The 17773-nt window shown below is 66.5% G+C and carries 18 protein-coding genes; 16 read left to right on the top strand and 2 right to left on the bottom strand.

The genetic code is table 11. The annotated features are described in order from the left end of the window. Positions 1-89 precede the first annotated feature (89 nt). Both glpK and ACN9MV_RS20585 read right to left on the bottom strand, forming a co-directional pair. Positions 90-1586, bottom strand: coding sequence for a glycerol kinase GlpK (gene glpK, locus ACN9MV_RS20590; protein ID WP_426389238.1), 1497 nt, complete (start codon positions 1584-1586; stop codon positions 90-92). 19 nt (positions 1587-1605) lie between these two features. After that, positions 1606-2376, bottom strand: coding sequence for a DeoR/GlpR family DNA-binding transcription regulator (locus ACN9MV_RS20585; RefSeq protein ID WP_093050798.1), 771 nt, complete (start codon positions 2374-2376; stop codon positions 1606-1608). A gap of 122 nt (positions 2377-2498) precedes the next feature. Here ACN9MV_RS20585 and glpD point away from each other — a divergent pair, with 122 nt between their 5' ends. The 16 genes from glpD (at position 2499) to ACN9MV_RS20505 (ending at position 17760) form a co-directional block, all read left to right on the top strand. Further along, on the top strand, positions 2499-4157 hold the full coding sequence (glpD, locus tag ACN9MV_RS20580; protein WP_426389236.1) for a glycerol-3-phosphate dehydrogenase: 1659 nt from the start codon (positions 2499-2501) through the stop codon (positions 4155-4157). Positions 4158-4182: 25 nt separating this feature from the next. Then, a complete protein-coding gene (locus tag ACN9MV_RS20575) occupies positions 4183-5256 on the top strand; it encodes an ABC transporter ATP-binding protein (RefSeq protein ID WP_093080145.1) in 1074 nt (357 codons plus the stop codon). A gap of 2 nt (positions 5257-5258) precedes the next feature. Then, positions 5259-6329, top strand: coding sequence for an ABC transporter ATP-binding protein (locus ACN9MV_RS20570; RefSeq protein ID WP_426389234.1), 1071 nt, complete (start codon positions 5259-5261; stop codon positions 6327-6329). Next, entirely contained in the window at positions 6326-7216 is an 891-nt protein-coding gene (locus ACN9MV_RS20565; RefSeq protein ID WP_093050786.1) for a carbohydrate ABC transporter permease, read from the top strand. The genes ACN9MV_RS20570 and ACN9MV_RS20565 overlap by 4 nt, the downstream gene beginning before the upstream one ends. After that, positions 7213-8025, top strand: a complete 813-nt coding sequence (locus tag ACN9MV_RS20560; protein WP_019656045.1) for a carbohydrate ABC transporter permease — start codon at positions 7213-7215, stop codon at positions 8023-8025. The genes ACN9MV_RS20565 and ACN9MV_RS20560 overlap by 4 nt, the downstream gene beginning before the upstream one ends. Before the next feature lie 12 nt (positions 8026-8037). Further along, on the top strand, positions 8038-8346 hold the full coding sequence (locus ACN9MV_RS20555; protein ID WP_093050783.1) for a DUF2160 domain-containing protein: 309 nt from the start codon (positions 8038-8040) through the stop codon (positions 8344-8346). Between the two features lie 113 nt (positions 8347-8459). Continuing rightward, complete coding sequence (locus ACN9MV_RS20550; protein ID WP_093050780.1) at positions 8460-10193, top strand: ABC transporter substrate-binding protein; 1734 nt, start codon at positions 8460-8462, stop codon at positions 10191-10193. Between the two features lie 184 nt (positions 10194-10377). After that, complete coding sequence (locus tag ACN9MV_RS20545) at positions 10378-11358, top strand: dialkylrecorsinol condensing enzyme (protein WP_426389233.1); 981 nt, start codon at positions 10378-10380, stop codon at positions 11356-11358. After that, complete coding sequence (locus ACN9MV_RS20540) at positions 11348-12481, top strand: beta-ketoacyl-ACP synthase III (RefSeq protein ID WP_426389231.1); 1134 nt, start codon at positions 11348-11350, stop codon at positions 12479-12481. The genes ACN9MV_RS20545 and ACN9MV_RS20540 overlap by 11 nt, the downstream gene beginning before the upstream one ends. 2 nt (positions 12482-12483) lie before the next feature. Then, complete coding sequence (locus tag ACN9MV_RS20535; protein WP_093080156.1) at positions 12484-12879, top strand: hypothetical protein; 396 nt, start codon at positions 12484-12486, stop codon at positions 12877-12879. Further along, on the top strand, positions 12876-13856 hold the full coding sequence (locus tag ACN9MV_RS20530; protein WP_093050766.1) for a BtrH N-terminal domain-containing protein: 981 nt from the start codon (positions 12876-12878) through the stop codon (positions 13854-13856). The genes ACN9MV_RS20535 and ACN9MV_RS20530 overlap by 4 nt, the downstream gene beginning before the upstream one ends. Then, positions 13856-14764 carry an ABC transporter ATP-binding protein gene (locus ACN9MV_RS20525; protein ID WP_426389230.1) on the top strand — a complete coding sequence of 303 codons (909 nt, stop codon included), beginning with the start codon at positions 13856-13858 and terminating at the stop codon, positions 14762-14764. The genes ACN9MV_RS20530 and ACN9MV_RS20525 overlap by 1 nt, the downstream gene beginning before the upstream one ends. 5 nt (positions 14765-14769) lie before the next feature. Then, positions 14770-15927, top strand: coding sequence for an ABC transporter permease (locus ACN9MV_RS20520; protein ID WP_093080163.1), 1158 nt, complete (start codon positions 14770-14772; stop codon positions 15925-15927). Next, positions 15924-16199: an acyl carrier protein gene (locus ACN9MV_RS20515; protein ID WP_426389228.1), complete on the top strand. Its 276-nt coding sequence runs from the start codon at positions 15924-15926 to the stop codon at positions 16197-16199. Before ACN9MV_RS20520 ends, ACN9MV_RS20515 begins: the two co-directional genes overlap by 4 nt. Continuing rightward, on the top strand, positions 16196-17275 hold the full coding sequence (locus ACN9MV_RS20510) for a beta-ketoacyl synthase N-terminal-like domain-containing protein (RefSeq protein ID WP_426389227.1): 1080 nt from the start codon (positions 16196-16198) through the stop codon (positions 17273-17275). The genes ACN9MV_RS20515 and ACN9MV_RS20510 overlap by 4 nt, the downstream gene beginning before the upstream one ends. Continuing rightward, positions 17272-17760 carry a hypothetical protein gene (locus ACN9MV_RS20505; RefSeq protein ID WP_426389225.1) on the top strand — a complete coding sequence of 163 codons (489 nt, stop codon included), beginning with the start codon at positions 17272-17274 and terminating at the stop codon, positions 17758-17760. The genes ACN9MV_RS20510 and ACN9MV_RS20505 overlap by 4 nt, the downstream gene beginning before the upstream one ends. Positions 17761-17773: the final 13 nt, after the last annotated feature.

The following is a 17773-nucleotide window of genomic DNA, read 5'->3' as shown; positions in this document are numbered from 1 at the left end:
AGCGCGGCAAGTCGGGGGCGGCCGAATTCTGCCCCGGGGCTCGTGCAGCGGACCTCAGTGCCCCGATGGTGGCGAGGTCTTTTGGATCATCAGGTCGCAGTGGCCTGGCGCACCGCGCGCTCCCAGCGCGCCATCGATTCCTCGGCCTGCGCGCGGCCCATGGTCGGCATGAAGCGGCGTTCGATCTTCCACAGCTTCGAGAGTTGGCGCGCGTCGGTGTAGACCCCGGTCGACAAGCCTGCGAGGTACGCAGCGCCCAGCGCCGTGGTCTCGATCACTTCGGGCCGCACCACCGGAATGCCCAGCAGGTCGGCCTGGAACTGCATGAGCAGGTCGTTCACGCTCGCGCCGCCGTCCACGCGCAGTTCGGCCACGGGCTTGCCGCCGGCGGCCACTGCGTCGCGGCTCATGGCTTGCAGCAGCGCGGCGCTCTGGTAGGCGATGCTTTCCAACGCGGCGCGCGCGATGTGCGCGACCGTGGTGCCGCGCGTGAGGCCGGTGATGGTGCCTCGCGCATCAGCATCCCAGTAGGGCGCGCCGAGGCCGGTGAAGGCCGGCACCATCATCACGCCGCCGGCATCGGGCACGCTCTCGGCCAGCGACTGCACTTCGGCGCTGCCCTTGATGGCCTTGAGCCCGTCGCGCAGCCACTGCACCACGGCACCGCCGACGAACACGCTGCCTTCCATGGCGTACTGCGGCGTTGCATCGGTCTGCGCGGCGCTGGTCACGAGCAGGCCGTTGTGCGAGGGCTGGAACGCGCCACCCGTGTGCATCAGCAGGAAGCAGCCGGTGCCGTAGGTGTTCTTGGCCATGCCGGCCTCGAAGCAGGCCTGTCCGAAAAGGGCGCTCTGCTGGTCGCCGGCCACGCCGCCGATGGGCAGCGTGTGGCCCAGCAGCGCCGCATCGGTGTCTGCGAAGTGCGAGCTCGAGGGCTGCACCTTGGGCATCAGCGTGGCGGGAATGTCGAGTGCCTTCAGCAGGTCGGCATCCCACTCGTTGCTGTGCACGTTGAAGAGCATGGTGCGCGAGGCGTTGCTCACGTCGGTCACGTGCACCTTGCCGCCGGTGAGCTGCCACATGAGCCAGCTGTCGACGGTGCCAAAGGCGAGTTCGCCGCGCTCGGCCTGCGCACGCGCGCCGGGCACGTTGTCGAGCAGCCAGCGCAGCTTGGTGCCGGAGAAGTACGCGTCGATCACCAGACCGGTCTTCTCGCGGATGGTGTCGGTCATGCCCTCGTCGCGCAGCCTGGCGCACAAGGGCTCAGCGCGGCGGTCCTGCCAGACGATGGCGTGGTGCACTGGCTGGCCCGTGGTGCGGTTCCACAGCACGGTGGTTTCGCGCTGGTTGGTGATGCCGATGGCGTGGATGTCGGTGGGCTTGAGCTTCGCCTTGGCGAGCACTTCGCGCGCAGTGGCGAGCTGGCTGCGCCAGATTTCCATCGGGTCATGCTCGACCCAGCCCGGCTGCGGGTAGATCTGCGTCAGCTCTTTCTGCGCGATGGCGACGATGTGGCCTTCGCGGTCGAACACGATGCTGCGGGAGCTCGAGGTGCCCTGGTCGAGGGCGAGCAGGTAGGTGGTCATTCGTTCGTGTTCTTTCTTGTCAGTTCTCGCGCGCGATCTCGAGGCGCACCTGGGCGGTGTGCAGCAGGTCGGCGAATGGCGCCGGCGGCTCGGCATCGGTGAACAGCCGGTCGATCTGCGAGAGCGTGCCCAGCTGGATCATTGCCGGCCGGTTGAACTTGCTCGCATCTGCCGCGAGCCACACCTCGCGCGCCTGCGCGATGATGGTCTGCGCCACCTTCACTTCGCGCAGGTCGAAGTCGCGCAGCGACCCGTCGGCCTCGATGCTCGACACGCCGATCAGTGCGATGTCGACCTTGAACTGGCGGATGAAGTCGATGGTTGCCTCGCCCACGATGGCGCGGTCGCGTTGGCGCACCGAGCCGCCCGCCACGATCACTTCGCACGAGGTGTTGCCGCTCAGGATGGTGGCCACGTTCAGGTTGTTGGTGATCACGCGCAGGCCCGTGTGGCGCAGCAGCGCCTTGGCGATGGCCTCGGTGGTGGTGCCGATGTTGAGGATCAGCGAGCAGTCGTTGGGCACCAGCTCCGCCACGCGGCGGGCGATGCGCGCCTTGCCTTCGGCGTGCAGGGTCTCGCGCTGCTGGTAGCCGATGTTTTCCGTGGTCGAGCTGGGCACGCGCACGCCGCCGTGAAAGCGCGTGAGCAGGCCTTCGTCAGCCAGCCGCTGCACGTCGCGCCGCACGGTCTGCAGGGTGACGCCGAGCATGTCGGCCAGTTGCTCGACGGTGACGGAGCCGCGCGCGCGCACGGTGTCCAGGAGGTTGATCTGGCGCGGGTTGGAGTTCACAGGGGCGTCGTGGAAAGCAGGAAGACTGCGACCGAGGGTACAGAGCGCGCCACTTTAAAGCGAAAGAAAACGAAGCCATCTAAGGGAAAACTCGTAGGAAAATCGCGCCAAAAGGAATCCAAATGAAAAGACGCGAAAATACAATGGCCGCCGTTAGTGACCAAAGTCACGCTTCAACGGACCCAATTTCTGTGAGCGATTTCTCTTCCATTTCGCCCGCGCCGGCCACCGACTGCGACGTGCTCATCGTCGGCGGCGGCATCAACGGCTGCGGCATCGCGCGCGACCTCGCGGGCCGCGGCTGGCGCGTGGTGCTGTGCGAAAAGGACGATCTCGCCTCGCACACATCGTCTTCCTCCACCAAGCTGATCCACGGCGGGCTGCGTTACCTCGAGTACTACGAGTTCTCGCTGGTGCGCAAGGCGCTGCAGGAGCGCGAGGTGCTGCTCAAGAGCGCGCCGCACATCATGTGGCCGCTGCGCTTCGTCATGCCGCACGACCCGTCGATGCGCCCGGCCTGGATGATCCGCATCGGCCTGTTCATGTATGACCACCTTGCCAAACGCGAGGTGCTGCCGGCTTCGCACAGCGTCGATCTGCGCCGCCACGCCGCGGGCAAGCCGCTGAAGGACCAGTACAAGCGCGGCTTCATCTATTCGGACGGCTGGGTCGACGATGCGCGCCTCGTGGTGCTCAACGCGCTCGACGCGCAGGCGCGCGGCGCCGAGGTGCTGACCCGAACGCGCTGCGTGCACGCCCAGCGAGACGCCGACGGATGGACTGCCACGCTGCAAGGCGCCGACGGCAACAAGCGCACGCTGCGCGCCCGGGCGGTGGTCAATGCCGCGGGGCCGTGGGCCGAATCATTCCTGCGCGGCGTCGCGCAGTCGGCCAAGGGCGAGGCGCTGGCCACCAAGAGCCTGCGGCTCGTGAAGGGCAGCCACATCGTGGTGCCGCGCCTGTTCGAGCACGACCACGCCTACATCTTCCAGAACCCCGACAAGCGGATCATCTTCGCCATTCCCTACCAGGACGAGTTCACGCTGATCGGCACCACCGACATCGAACTCACCGGCGACGACCCCGGCGCCGCGCGCATCGCGCAGGAAGAAATCGACTACCTCTGCACCCAGGCCAGCCGCTACTTCGAGAAGCCCATCGTGCCGGCCGACGTGGTGTGGACCTACTCGGGCGTGCGCCCGCTGCTGGATGACGACTCGGGCGACCCATCGGCCGTCACGCGCGACTACATGCTCGAATCGAACACCACCGCCGCGCCGCTGCTGTCGGTGTGGGGCGGCAAGATCACCACATTCCGCAAGCTGGCCGAGGACGCGGCCGACGAGGTGGGCAGGATGCTGGGCCAGTCGAGCGCGCAGCGCCCAGCCTGGACCGACGGCGCCTTTCTCGCGGGCGGCGACCTGTCGGCATGGATCGGCGCCGCCAAAAGGCCCGACGACGATTTCGAACGCTTCGTGTCGGCTGTGCAAACCAGGTATCCGTGGCTCTACGGCCACCTGGCGCGCCGCCTGGCGCGGGGCTACGGCGCCCGCATCGCGGAGTTGCTGGGCGAAGCGAAGTCCTTTGCCGACCTGGGCGACGAAGTGGCGCCCGGCCTGTACGAGCGCGAGCTGCGCTTCCTGCAGGACCGCGAATGGGCCGTGAGCGCGGAAGACGTGCTCTGGCGGCGTTCCAAGCTGGGGCTGCACTACACGCCGGAAGAGCGCGAGCAGGTCGCGCGCTGGCTGCTGCAGCAGCAGGTCCGCGTCAAAAACAACTAGACCGAACACAAGGGAAAGAGCGCCAATGCAATTGACACTGGAGCGCGTCACCAAGAAGGTGGGTGCGCAGACATGGCTCTACGAGCAGAGCATCGCGCCCAGGAGCGGCGCGGTCACCGTGCTGCTGGGCGCAACGCAGGCCGGCAAGACCAGCCTCATGCGGCTGATGGCGGGGCTGGACACGCCCACCGAAGGCAAGGTGCTGGTCGACGGCAAGGACGTGACCGGCATGCCCGTGCGCGAACGCAATGTCGCGATGGTCTACCAGCAGTTCATCAACTATCCGTCGCTCAAGGTTGCGGACAACATTGCCTCGCCGCTCAAGCTGCGCGGTGAGTCGAACATCGATGCACGCGTAAAGGCGCTGGCCGACAAGCTGCACATCGGCATGTTCCTCGACCGCTATCCGGCCGAACTCTCGGGCGGCCAGCAGCAGCGCGTGGCGCTGGCGCGCGCGCTCGCCAAGAACGCACCGCTGATGCTGCTCGACGAGCCGCTGGTCAACCTCGACTACAAGCTGCGCGAAGGCCTGCGCGAAGAGCTCACGCAACTCTTCGCCACTGGCGATTCGACCGTGATCTACGCGACCACCGAGCCCGGCGAAGCGTTGCTGCTTGGCGGCTACACGGCCGTGATGGATGCCGGCGAGCTGCTGCAGTACGGCCCGACGGCCGAAGTGTTCCACGCGCCGCAGTCGCTGCGAGTGGCACGGGCCTTCAGCGATCCGCCGATGAACCTGCTGGCCGGCACCGCGACCGCCGGCAAGGTGCAACTGGCCGGTGGTCCCGCGCTGGCTCTGGCTGTGCCTGAAAGCGTTGCAGGCGCCGTCACGGTCGGCCTGCGCGCGAGCGCACTGAACGTGGATGCGGGGCAGGGCGACATCGCCTTGCCCGGCAAGGTGGAGCTGGCCGAAATCTCGGGCTCCGACACCTTCGTGCACGTCGAGACAGCGGTGGGCGAACTGGTGGCACAGCTCACCGGTGTGCACCGCTTCGAGCTGGGCGCCTCGATCACGCTGTACTTCAGCGCGTCGCAAGCCTATGTGTTCGATGCCAGCGAAAAGCTGGCGCTGGCGCCGGCATGGCGCAAAGGAAACTAGTCATGGCACGCATCGACCTCGACCTGGCCCACGCCTATCGCCCCAACCCGACGCAGGACAGCGACTATGCGCTGCTGCCGCTGAAGATGAGCTTTCGCGACGGCGGGGCATATGCCTTGCTCGGCCCTTCGGGCTGCGGCAAGACGACCATGCTGAACATCATCTCGGGCCTGCTCGTGCCCTCGCAGGGCACGGTCACCTTCGATGGCCGCGACATGACGCGCGCCACGCCGCAGGAGCGCAACATCGCACAGGTGTTCCAGTTCCCGGTGATCTACGACACCATGACCGTGGCCGAGAACCTTGCGTTCCCGCTGCGCAACCGCAAGGTGCCGGCCGACCAGATCAAGAAGCGCGTGGGCGAGATTGCCGAGATGCTCGACATGAGCGGCCAGCTCAACCAGCGCGCCGCCGGCCTCGCTGCCGACGCCAAGCAGAAGATCTCCCTCGGGCGCGGGCTGGTGCGCAGCGACGTGTCGGCGGTGCTGTTCGACGAGCCGCTCACCGTGATCGACCCGCACCTGAAGTGGCAGCTGCGCCGCAAGCTCAAGCAGATCCATCGCGAGCTGAAGCTCACGCTGATCTACGTCACGCACGACCAGGTCGAGGCGCTCACCTTCGCCGAAGAGGTGGTGGTGATGACGCGCGGCAAGGCCGTGCAGGTGGGCAGCGCCGAAGCGCTGTTCGAGCGGCCGGCCCACACCTTCGTCGGGCATTTCATCGGCTCGCCGGGCATGAACTTCCTGTCCGCGAAGAGCGCGAACGGCACCATCGAGGTTGCGGGAACGCCATTGGTACCCACGCGCGAGTTGCCGCAGGGGCCTCTGAAGATCGGCATCCGCCCCGAGTACCTGCGCCTGTCCAACGCGGGCGCCGCCGGTGCGGTGCCGGCCGTGGTGAAGCAGGTGCAGGATGTGGGCACGCACGTGATGCTGAGCGTGGAGGCCGACGGCAGCGTGCTGAAGGTGCGGCTGCACTCCGACGACCAGCTGCCGGCAGCGGGAGACACGGTGTGGGTGCGAGTACTGGATACGCACACCTGCTATTACAAAGACGAGGAACTGGTCGCATGAACGCAACCAACAAACCGATCAACCAGAAGGCTTGGTGGCTGGTGCTGCCGGTGCTCATCTGCGTTGCGTTCTCGGCCATCGTGCCGCTCATGACGGTGGTCAACTACTCGGTGCAGGACATCATCTCGCCCGAGCGCCGCGTGTTCGTCGGCACCGAGTGGTTCGCCTCGGTGATGCGCGACGACGAGCTGCACGAGGCGCTGTGGCGCCAGCTGGGCTTCTCGCTGTCGGTGCTGCTGGTCGAGATTCCGCTGGGCATCGGCCTGGCGCTGTCGATGCCGGCCAAGGGCTGGAAGTCTTCAGCGGTGCTGGTGGTGGTGGCGCTGTCGCTGCTGATTCCATGGAACGTAGTCGGCACCATCTGGCAGATCTATGGCCGTGCCGACATCGGCCTGCTGGGCCATGCGCTGCAGACGATGGGCATCGAATACAACTACACCGGCAGCGCCACAGACGCGTGGCTCACCGTGCTGGTGATGGATGTGTGGCACTGGACGCCGCTGGTGGCGCTGCTGTGCTACGCGGGCCTGCGCTCGATTCCCGACGCCTACTACCAGGCTGCGCGCATCGACGGCGCGAGCAAGTTCGCGGTGTTCCGCTTCATCCAGCTGCCCAAGATGCGCGGCGTGCTGATGATCGCGGTGCTGCTGCGATTCATGGACAGCTTCATGATCTACACCGAGCCCTTCGTGCTGACGGGCGGCGGGCCGGGCAACGCAACCACCTTCCTGAGCCAATACCTCACGCAGAAGGCAGTGGGGCAGTTCGACCTGGGGCCTGCAGCGGCGTTTTCGCTGATCTATTTCCTCATCATCCTGCTGTTCTGCTTCGTGCTCTACAACTGGATGCAGCGGGTCGGTACGCAGGAAGCGGAGGTGGAGAAATGAACGAGAAGAGATTTCACAAGCGCAGCATCTTCCTGGTGCTGTACATCCTGTTCGCGCTGTTGCCCATCTACTGGATGATCAACATGAGCTTCAAGACGAACGAGGAGATCCTGTCGAGCTTCTCGTTCTTTCCGCAGCAGCTCACCTGGGCCAACTACGCGCGCATCTTCACCGATGAGTCGTGGTACTCGGGCTACATCAACAGCCTGATCTACGTGGCTATCAACACGGTGATCTCGCTCACCGTGGCACTGCCTGCGGCCTATGCGTTCTCGCGCTATTCGTTCCTGGGCGACAAGCACGTGTTCTTCTGGCTGCTGACCAACCGCATGACGCCGCCCGCGGTGTTCCTGCTGCCGTTCTTCCAGCTGTACAGCACGGTCGGCCTGATGGACACGCACCTGGGCGTGGCGCTCGCGCATTTGCTGTTCAACGTGCCGCTGGCGGTGTGGATCCTGGAAGGTTTCATGAGCGGCATTCCGCGCGAGATCGACGAGACGGCGTACATCGACGGCTATTCGTTCCCGCGCTTCTTCCTCACTATCTTCCTGCCGCTCATCAAGGCCGGCGTGGGCGTGGCGGCGTTCTTCTGCTTCATGTTCAGCTGGGTCGAGCTGCTGCTGGCGCGCACGCTCACGAGCGTGAACGCCAAGCCCATCGTGGCGACGATGACGCGCACGGTGAGCGCCTCGGGCATGGACTGGGCAACGCTGGCTGCGGCTGGCGTGCTGACCATCGTGCCGGGTGCCATCGTCATCTGGTTCGTGCGCCATTACATCGCGAAGGGTTTCGCGATGGGTCGTGTTTAAGGAGGCCGAGAGATGTTCGACTGGATGGTCTGGACCACCCCGGTGGCCGTGTTCTTCATCTGCATCGCGCTCATGCTGGTCGGCATGACGGTGTGGGAATTCAAGTCGCCCACCACGCTGCGGCGCGGCTGGCTGCCGATGGCCACCACGCGCGGCGACCGGCTCTTCATCGGGCTGCTGTCGGCGGCGTACCTGAACCTGGTCTTCATCGGCCTGGCCGGCAAGTTCCAGGAGTGGTTCAGCCTGGAGGCCGAGCCTTCGATCTGGATCAGCTTCGTGCTGTCGATGGGCCTGCTTGCGCTTGTGATGCGCAAGGGCTGAGCGGGCACTGCCTTTCGCCTTATTCGTTCAACCAAATGCGTTCCGGCTCTCCGCCTCCCCGGAGCCGTGATCGAACACAACACCGGGGAAGCAACAACCGAGGAGACAACTTCATGAAGATGCGCTACACGGCATTGGCACTGGCAGCGGCGATGTTCGCCGCGCACGGTGCGGCAACGGCCGGCGAGGCTGAAGCCAAGAAATGGATCGACAGCGAGTTCCAGCCATCTACCTTGTCCAAGGACAAGCAGATGGAGGAAATGAAATGGTTCATCGATGCGGCCAAGAAGCTGCAGGCCAAGGGCGTGAAGGAGGTGTCCGTCGTCTCCGAAACCCTGACCACCCACGAGTACGAATCGAAGACGCTGGCCAAGGCCTTCGAGGAAATCACCGGCATCAAGGTCAAGCACGACCTGATCCAGGAAGGCGACGTGGTCGAGAAGCTGCAGACCTCGATGCAGTCGGGCAAGTCGATCTATGACGGCTGGGTGTCCGACTCCGACCTGATCGGCACGCACTACCGCTACGGCAAGATCATGTCGCTGACCGAGTACATGGGCGGCGCGGGCAAGGAGTTCACCAACCCCGGCCTCGACCTGAAGGACTTCATCGGCACCAGCTTCACCACTGCTCCCGACGGCCAGCTCTACCAGCTGCCCGACCAGCAGTTCGCCAACCTGTACTGGTTCCGCGCCGACCTGTTCGCACGCAAGGACCTGCAGGACAAGTTCAAGGCCAAGTACGGCTACAACCTGGGCGTGCCGCTCAACTGGAGTGCCTACGAAGACATCGCCGAGTTCTTCAGCGTCGACGTGAAGACCATCGACGGCAAGCCGATCTACGGCCACATGGACTACGGCAAGAAGGACCCGTCGCTGGGCTGGCGCTTCACCGATGCGTGGCTGTCGATGGCCGGCTCCGCCGACAAGGGCATCCCCAACGGCATGCCGATCGACGAATGGGGCATCCGTGTGGCCGCCGACAAGTGCACGCCCACCGGCGCCTCGGTGTCGCGTGGCGGCGCCACCAACTCGCCGGCCGCCGTGTACGCGCTCACCAAGTACATCGACTGGATGAAGAAGTACGCGCCCAAGGAAGCCATGGGCATGACCTTCGGCGAATCCGGCCCCGTGCCGGCGCAGGGCCAGATCGCCCAGCAGATCTTCTGGTACACGGCCTTCACGGCCGACATGACCAAGAAGGGCCTGCCCGTGGTGAACGACGACGGCTCGCCGAAGTGGCGCATGGCCCCCGGCCCGAACGGTCCGTACTGGAAGCAGGGCATGCAGAACGGCTACCAGGACGTGGGTTCGTGGACCTTCTTCAAGGGCCATGACGCCAACAAGACGGCAGCAGCCTGGCTCTACGCGCAGTTCATCACCGCCAAGACCACCTCGCTGAAGAAGTCGATCACCGGCCTGACCTTCATCCGCGACAGCGACATCCGCTCGGACTACTTCACGCAGAACGCCAACAAGTACGGCGGCCTGATCGAGTTCTACCGCAGCCCGGCACGCGTGGCCTGGACCCCGACCGGCACCAACGTGCCCGACTATCCGAAGCTCGCGCAGCTCTGGTGGAAGAACGTGGCCGAGGCCGTCACGGGCGAGAAGACCCCGCAGAAGGCAATGGACAACCTGGCCGACGAGATGGACAACGTGATGGCCCGCCTCGAGCGCGCCGGCATGGCCCATTGCGCGCCCAAGCTCAACCCCAAGGGCGACCCGGCCAAGTACCTGAGCGACGACCACGCCCCGTGGAAGAAGCTGGCCAACGAGAAGCCGAAGGGCGAGACCATCGACTACAACAAGCTGCTGACCGCCTGGAAGGAAGGCAAGGTGCGCTGAGCTTCCCTCGCGCACCACGACAGGGGCCGTGCCGCAAGGTGCGGCCCTTTTTTCTTGTTCTTTTTCCGCATCGCCGGCCATTTGACCGATGCGACCGTCTGATTGCCGCGACGCCATGACCATTGGCAGATGCGCTCGCTACAGGCATCGCGTACATTCGACGGCCCCCGAAACGCCACCGCCAGTGACTTCCAGCCCCTCCAGCCCCCCTCGAAGCGTCAAGCGCGTCCTCGTTCTTCGCTATTCGCAATCCGGCCAGCTCGACGAGGTTGCAGACCGGATCGTGGCGCCGCTGCGCGCCGACCCGTCGATCGAGGTGCACGAGGAAACGCTGCGCCCACTTGCGCCGTACCCCTTTCCCTGGCCCTTCCTGAGCTTCTTCGACGCCTTTCCGGAATCGGCCCACATGAAGCCGCAGCCGCTGGCGCCGCTGTCGCTCACGGGCGAGGAAGACTTCGACCTCGTCATCCTGCCGTACCAGGTGTGGTTCCTGGCGCCTTCACAGCCCGTGGCGGCCTTCCTCAAGCACCCGGTGGCGGCGCGGCTGCTCAAGGGCAAGCCGGTGGTCACGGTCATCGCCTGCCGCAACATGTGGCTTCTGGCCCACGAAAAACTCAAGGGCATGCTCGACGACGTCGGCGCGCGGCTGATCGACAACGTGGTGCTGACCGACCCCGGCCCCACGCTCGCCACCTTCTTCACCACGCCGGCCTGGCTGATCTGGGGCCGCAAGCGCGGCTTCTGGGGCATGCCCGATGCGGGACTCAGTACCGAACAGATCGACGGTACAGGCCGCTTCGGCCGTGCCCTGCGCGATGCCCTGCACAACGACCTGGAGCGCGGCAAGCAGCCGCTGCTGGCCGGCCTCGGGGCGGTGCAGGCCAATGCCAGGCTGCTCATCAGCGAGAAGGCTGGCACGCGCAGCTTCTACCTCTGGGGCAAGCTGATCATGGCCGCCGGCGGGCCCGGCGCGTGGCAGCGCAAGCCGCTGCTGCTGCTGTACGTGCTGTTTCTGCTGGTACTGATCATTACGGTGGTGCCCGTGAGCCTGAGCCTGCAGGCACTCTTGCGACCTTTGTTCAGAGGGTGGCTGACTAAAATGACAGCCCAATTCGAGTGCCCGTCGGGCTCTGCCACGGACCGCACCCCCCTCTATGACGACTGATGTCTTCCTGACCCGCACTGCCGCCTTTCTGCCCTTTTCCCCGGTCAGCAATGAAGACATCGAAGACGTCCTCGGTCGCATCGGCGGCAAGGCGTCTCGCGCGCGGCGGCTGATCCTGCGCAGCAACGGCATCCAGTCGCGCCACTACGCCATCGACCGCGCCACGGGCGAACTGGCGATGACCAACGCGCAGCTCACTGCATCCGCGATCCGCGCGCTGGGCGACGTAGGGCCGGTCGACTGCCTCGTCACCGGCACCTCGCTGCCCGACCAGCTCATGCCCAACCACGCGGTAATGGTGCACGGCGAACTCGGCTGGCCGCGGCTCGAAGTAGTGGCCTGCGCGGGCATCTGCCTGGCCGGTGCCACCGCGTTGAAGCATGCATGGCTCTCGGTGCGCGCGGGCGATGCCCGGCGCGCGGTGGCCACGGGTTCGGAGCTCGCCTCGGCCGTGATGCGCGGCTCGCGCTTCGAGGCCGAGCTCGAGCACAAGCTCGAAGCGCTGGAGGCGCGGCCCGAACTGGCCTTCGAGAAAGACTTTCTGCGCTGGATGCTGTCCGACGGCGCGGGTGCAGTGCTGCTGGAGCGCGAGCCACGCGGGCCGCTGTCGCTGCGCGTCGACTGGATCGACCTGTCGTCCGCCGCGCACGAGCTGCCGGTGTGCATGTACGCTGGTGCCGAGAAGAACGCCGAAGGCGGCCTCGACGGCTGGGGGCGCAAGTCGCCCGAAGACTGGCAGCGCGAGTCGACCTTCGCCGTCAAGCAGGACGTGCGCCTGCTCAACGACAACATCGTGCGCGCCACGCTGGGCGAGCCGCTGGCGGCCATCATCGAGCGGCGCGGGCTGAAGTCGGCGGACATCGACTGGTTTTTGCCGCACCTGTCATCGCAGTACTTCGTCGAGCCGGTGAGCCAGTGCCTCGAATCGCTGGGCCTGCCGATTCCGCGCGAGCGCTGGTTCAGCAATCTTGCGAGCAAGGGCAACACGGGTTCGGCGTCGCCGTACATCATGCTCGACGAGTTGTTCCGCTCGGGCCGCATCAAGCGCGGCCAGAAGCTGCTGATGTTCGTGCCCGAAAGCGGCCGCTTCTCCAGCGGCTTCATCTATATGGAAGCGGTGTAGCCATGGATCTCGACGCTGTACCGCAGGAGGGCAATGCGACCCTCGACGGCCACTCCAAGCTGATGTACGCCCGCGATGCGCAGGGCCGCGTCGTCACCACCACTTCGCGCGGCTGGGAGGCGGAAGAGATCGTCACCAGCCATGCGGTCGACGTGCTCGTCGAACAGGCGCAGGCCGCAAAGGAGCGCGTGAAAGCGGGGCAGGCCTCGCCGCTCGAATACTGGATGTACGAGCGCCGCATGGACGTGGCGCTGCTCTCGCAGACCAGCGGCTTCTGGCAGTGGCGCGTGCGGCGCCACCTGCAGCCGCGCCATTTCGCCGCGCTGTCGTCGGCGCAACTCGCACGCTACAGCGAAGCGCTGGGCCTGCCCGTTTCCACCTTGCAAGGCCTGCCGTGAACTTTCAACACCAACAGGCGGCGCATTGCGAAAGCGGCGTCATCTCCAGCCTGATGCGCCACCACGGCGCGCCGATGAGCGAGAGCATGGCGCTGGGCCTGTCGTCCGCGATTTCGTTCGCGTACCTTCCCTTCATCAAGCTGTCGGGCCTGCCGCTGATCTCGTACCGCATGCCGCCCAAGGCCATCATCAAGGGCCTGCTGGCGCCGATGGCCGCGCGCTTCCGCTTCGAGACCTTTCGCAGCGCCGAGGCGGGGCAGCAGAGGCTCGACGCGCTGCTGGCCGATGGCCAGCTGGTGGGGCTGCAAACGTCGGTGTACTGGCTGCCGTACTTTCCGCCGAACATGCGCTTTCACTTCAATGCGCACAACCTGCTGGTGTACGGCAAGGACGGCGACGACTACCTGATCAGCGACCCGGTGTTCGAGGAGCCCGTGCGTTGCGCGAGCAGCGACCTGGCACGTGCCCGCTTCGCCAAGGGCGTGCTGGCCCCGAAGGGACTCATGTACTACCCGCAGGCCATCGACCGCAAGGTCGTCGATGCGGCCTCGGTGGTCAAGGCCATCCGCAAGACAGTGCGCAACATGCTCGCGCCCATTCCCATCGTCGGTGTGCGCGGCATGCACACGCTGGCCAAGCGCATGCAGAAGCTGTCGCCGGCCGATCCGCGCAGCGTCGACTTCATCGGCCACGTGGTGCGCATGCAGGAAGAAATCGGCACGGGCGGGGCGGGCTTTCGCTTCATCTATGCGGGCTTTCTGCAGGAGGCGGCCCAGCTGCTCGACAAGCCGCAGCTGCAGCAGATGTCGGAGCGGCTCATCGCCATCGGCGACGGCTGGCGTGCGTTCGCGCTCAAAGCCGCGCGCATGGTGAAGGGGCGCGAGGCGGTCGACCCGGCTGCGCTGGCTGCGAAGCTGCGTGAGCAGGCGCGGCAGGAAGAAAGCTTTTTCCGCGACCTGAAGGCAGCCGTCGCCTGATGTTAGAGCTGCGCCAGCTCAGCTACCGCTACCCGCATGCCGACGCGCCCGCGCTGGCCGACGTATCGCTCGCGGTGCCAAGGGGCTGCGTACTGGGTTTGCTGGGACCGAATGGCGCAGGCAAGACCACGCTGATCTCGCATCTGTCGGGCGCGCTTGCCGTGCAGTCGGGCGAGATCCGCATCGATGGCCAGCCGCTGCAGCAGGTGCGCGCGAAGACGCCAACGCGCATTGCCGTGGCGCCACAGGAGCAGGCCTTCTATCCGATGCTGACCGTGGCCGAGAACCTTGCCTGCTTTGCCGCGGCTGGAGGCCTGTCGGGCGCGCGCAAGAAGGAGCGCATCGCGGCCTGTACGCAGTTTGCGCAGCTGGAGCAGTTCGCGGGCGTGCGCGCCGAGCGGCTGTCGGGCGGACTCAAGCGCCGGCTCAACCTGGCCATTGCCCTGCTGCCCGAACCCGAGCTGATGCTGTTCGACGAACCCACCGTGGGTGTCGATCCGCAATCGCGCGCCTTCATCCTCGACGCCATCAAGAGCCTCGCGCAGCAGGGCGCGGCGGTGATCTACGCCTCGCACTACATGGAAGAGATCGAGGCGATCGCTGACCGTGTCGCCATCCTCGACCGCGGCCATGTGCTGCGCGAAGGCTCGCTCGACGAACTGCTGTCGAAGAACGCGATGCTGCTCACGCTGGCCGCCGATGGGCTAGATGCCGACATGCTCTCGCGCTTCGGCATGGTGGAGCAGGGGGGAGTGCACTGGCGCATTCACCTGAACGCCGGCAGCGGCCCGGGGCCTGTGCTGGCCGCGCTCGAAGCTGCGGGCATCGAAGTGCGCCATGCCGAGTTCGGCCGCCATGACCTCGAGCAGCTTTTCATGGCGCTCACCCATCGCTCGCTGCGCGACTGAACCCCATGCTCCTCGCGCTCATCAAGAAAGAACTGCTCGCCCTCGTGCGCGACATGCATGGCCTTGCCGCGCTGTTCCTGATGCCGATGGTCTTCATTGTGCTGATGTCGCTCACGCTGAAGGATATCTATCGCCCGCCACTGGCCGAGCTGACTTATGCCATCGACATGCGCGACACGGCCACGCCGGCCAAATGGCTGCAGCAGCTCTGGCAGCGCAGCCATGGTGCACCGCAGCCGCTGGGCAGCGACTGGCAGGCGCGGCTGCGCAACGGCTCGCTCAAGTACGTGATCGTGATGGAGCCGGGCCTGTCTGAAGAACTGGAATCTGCCGCGCTGTCGACGCAGGCGCGCATCCATCTGCTGACCGAGCCCGGCATCGACGCCAACCTGTTCAATGCGCTGCGTGCCGAACTCATCGGCGCGTCGGGCGAACTCAAGGCGCGCCTTGCGCTGGCGGTGCCCGGCACAGCCAGCCCTGCGCCAGAGGCCTCCATCGAGGCGATGGTGCGTGCCGAGCGCTTCTCCACCGCCGGCCCGCGGCCGACCTCAGTGCAGCAGAACGTGCCGGCATGGCTGGTGTTCGGCATGTTCTTCGTGGTGGCCTCGCTCTCCAGCCTGTTCGTGCAGGAGCGCAGCTCGGGCGCGCTCGGCCGGCTGCAGAGCCTGGGCGTGTCGCGCACCATGCTGCTCGCGTCGAAGGCGTTGCCGTACCTGGGCGTGAATGCGCTGCAGGCTGTGCTGATGCTCGCGGCCGGCATCTGGTTCATGCCGCTGATCGGCGGTGATGCACTGTCGCTTGCGGGCATCCACTGGGGCGCGCTGCTGCTGTCGCTGGCGGCGGTGAGCCTGGCGGCGGTGAGCCTGTCGCTCGCGCTGGCTTGCCTGGTGCGCAGCCATGCGCAGGCCGCCACCATCGGGCCGATGGTCAATGTGCTGATGGCGGCGGCGGGCGGCATCATGGTGCCCAAGTTCGTCATGCCGGGCTTCATGCAGCGGCTGGTCGAGATCTCTCCGATGAACTGGGGGCTCGAGGCGCTGCTGACCGTGCTGCTGCGCGGCGGCGGCGTGGCCGATGCCCTGCCGCAGATCGGCCGGCTGGTCGTGTTCGCGGCGCTGATGTTTCTTCTGGCCGTTTTCCTGTTTCGCAGGCGCGCACCGTGAGCACCACCGTCACCCCTGAATTCATTGCCAGCCTCAAGGCGATGGTGCTCGAAGCCGTCGAGAAAGATGCGCCCTCGGGCGGCCTCGGCGACGACGAGCCGCTGTTCGGCCCCGAGGCCCGGCTCGACCTCGATTCGCTCGACGCCCTGCAGGTGTCGATGACGATCCAGCAGCGCTTTGGCGTGCGCATGCCCGACAGCAAGGAAACGCGCCGGGCGATGACTTCCATCGCCCATCTCGCGGAGCATCTGGCGCAAGCGGGCAAGGCATGAACGATGTCTACCTGGCCGGCATGGGCCTGGCCTGTGTGCTGGGTGACGACATGCCGTCCGTGCTGGCCTCATTGCGACATGGTGGCGTGCCCCCGACGCCGGTGGCCGTGGCGGACGGAATCGGCTGGCCGGTCTACGCGCTGGCGTCGAGAGAAGGCGACTGGACGCAGCGCCTGTGCAGCACCGTGCGCAGCGTGGTTGCGCAGACTGACAAGACCGGTGATTTGGGACCACGCACCGCGCCGCTGTTCGTGGCCTCGTCGTCTCTCGACATCGGCTTCATGGAATACGAGAAACAGGATCTGCGGCTAGGCGGTGATCTGCAGGACTTTGCCGGTGTCGTGGCCCGCGCGCTGGACTGGCAGGGGCCGGTGTTCACCGTCTCGACCGCCTGCACCTCGGCGCTGAACGCCGTGCTGGCCGCCGCCGACCTGATCCGAAGCGCGGAGGCCGACGAAGCGCTGGTGATCGGCGTCGAGATGGACAACCGCTTCACCGTGGCCGGCTTCGGCGCGATGCAACTGCTGGCGCCGGACAGCGCGCAGCCCTTCGGTGCGCAGCGCAAGGGGCTGGTGCTCGGCGAAGCGGTGGCTGCATTGCGCCTGACATCGCAGCCCGCGCGATGGCAGATCACGGGTGGCGCCAATGTGGTCGATGGGCGCAACCCCTCTGGCACCGAAGCCTCGGCCGTACTCGCGATGTGCCGCGGCGCGCTGACGCAGAGCGGCCTGCAGCCCGGCGACATTGACCTGATCAAGGTGCAGGCGGCTGGCAGCCCCGTCAACGACGCCATCGAGGTGGAAGCGCTGAAGCAGGTGTTCGATCCGCTGCCGCCGCTGGTGTCGCTCAAGTCGGCGATCGGCCACACGCTGGGCGCGGCGGGGGCGGCGGAATTGGCCCTGCTGGTTGGCTGCATCGAAGGTGGCGCCTGGCCCACCGTGGACTATCCGCTCGACGCCTCGCTCGGCATTGCGCTGAGCGAGCGGGCGCCGCAGAAGCTGCGCAACATCCTGCTCAACGTGGTCGGCTTCGGCGGCGGGCATGCCTCGCTGGTGTTGAAGGATGTCGGCTCATGAGCACCTGGCGCACCGCAGCTCATTTCGTCGCGCATCCGCCGCCCGCCGACTGGCGCGACGACCTGGCCCGCCGCATCGGCCGCCGGCCGCGCCGCGTCGGCCTGTGGACCGAACTGGCGATGTACGGCGCGCGCTGCTGCCTAGACGCCGTTGGCGAGGCCGCGCTGCCGGCCGGCGCGCGCATCCGCGTTGCCAGCATGCGCGGCGCATGGGGCGCCACGCATGCGGGGCTGACCCAGCTCGATGCGGGCCTGCCGATGCCCTTCACCTTCATGCAGAGTCAGCCTGCGCTGATGCTGGCCGAAGTCGGCCGGTGCCTTGAATGGCAGGGCGATGCCAGCTTCGCGCTGTGCCGCGATGCGGCGCGCACGCTGCAGCTGGCGAAGATGGGTGCGTCGCGTGATGGACTGCTGTTCGGCATCGTTGAAGAGGAGCGCAACGGCGAACTGCCGCGCTCCGAGTGGTGGCGGCTGATGCCCGACTGACGGGCAAGGCCAG

Source organism: Variovorax sp. R-27 (genome assembly GCF_049913215.1).
Lineage (GTDB): Bacteria > Pseudomonadota > Gammaproteobacteria > Burkholderiales > Burkholderiaceae_C > Variovorax.
The sequence above is the reverse complement of the archived record's forward strand: the minus strand, read 5'-3'. Positions and strand labels throughout refer to the sequence as shown.

Bases quoted from the DNA above. Each gene is read 5' to 3' on its own strand.
- glpD (WP_426389236.1), top strand. From the start codon at position 2,499: ATGAAAAGACGCGAAAATACAATGGCCGCCGTTAGTGACCAAAGTCAC.
- ACN9MV_RS20555 (WP_093050783.1), top strand. From the start codon at position 8,038: ATGTTCGACTGGATGGTCTGGACCACCCCGGTGGCCGTGTTCTTCATC.
- ACN9MV_RS20520 (WP_093080163.1), top strand. From the start codon at position 14,770: ATGCTCCTCGCGCTCATCAAGAAAGAACTGCTCGCCCTCGTGCGCGAC.
- ACN9MV_RS20525 (WP_426389230.1), top strand. From the start codon at position 13,856: ATGTTAGAGCTGCGCCAGCTCAGCTACCGCTACCCGCATGCCGACGCG.
- ACN9MV_RS20510 (WP_426389227.1), top strand. From the start codon at position 16,196: ATGAACGATGTCTACCTGGCCGGCATGGGCCTGGCCTGTGTGCTGGGT.
- ACN9MV_RS20540 (WP_426389231.1), top strand. From the start codon at position 11,348: ATGACGACTGATGTCTTCCTGACCCGCACTGCCGCCTTTCTGCCCTTT.
- ACN9MV_RS20565 (WP_093050786.1), top strand. From the start codon at position 6,326: ATGAACGCAACCAACAAACCGATCAACCAGAAGGCTTGGTGGCTGGTG.
- ACN9MV_RS20535 (WP_093080156.1), top strand. From the start codon at position 12,484: ATGGATCTCGACGCTGTACCGCAGGAGGGCAATGCGACCCTCGACGGC.
- glpK (WP_426389238.1), bottom strand. From the start codon at position 1,586: ATGACCACCTACCTGCTCGCCCTCGACCAGGGCACCTCGAGCTCCCGC.
- ACN9MV_RS20550 (WP_093050780.1), top strand. From the start codon at position 8,460: ATGAAGATGCGCTACACGGCATTGGCACTGGCAGCGGCGATGTTCGCC.
- ACN9MV_RS20560 (WP_019656045.1), top strand. From the start codon at position 7,213: ATGAACGAGAAGAGATTTCACAAGCGCAGCATCTTCCTGGTGCTGTAC.
- ACN9MV_RS20575 (WP_093080145.1), top strand. From the start codon at position 4,183: ATGCAATTGACACTGGAGCGCGTCACCAAGAAGGTGGGTGCGCAGACA.
- ACN9MV_RS20505 (WP_426389225.1), top strand. From the start codon at position 17,272: ATGAGCACCTGGCGCACCGCAGCTCATTTCGTCGCGCATCCGCCGCCC.
- ACN9MV_RS20570 (WP_426389234.1), top strand. From the start codon at position 5,259: ATGGCACGCATCGACCTCGACCTGGCCCACGCCTATCGCCCCAACCCG.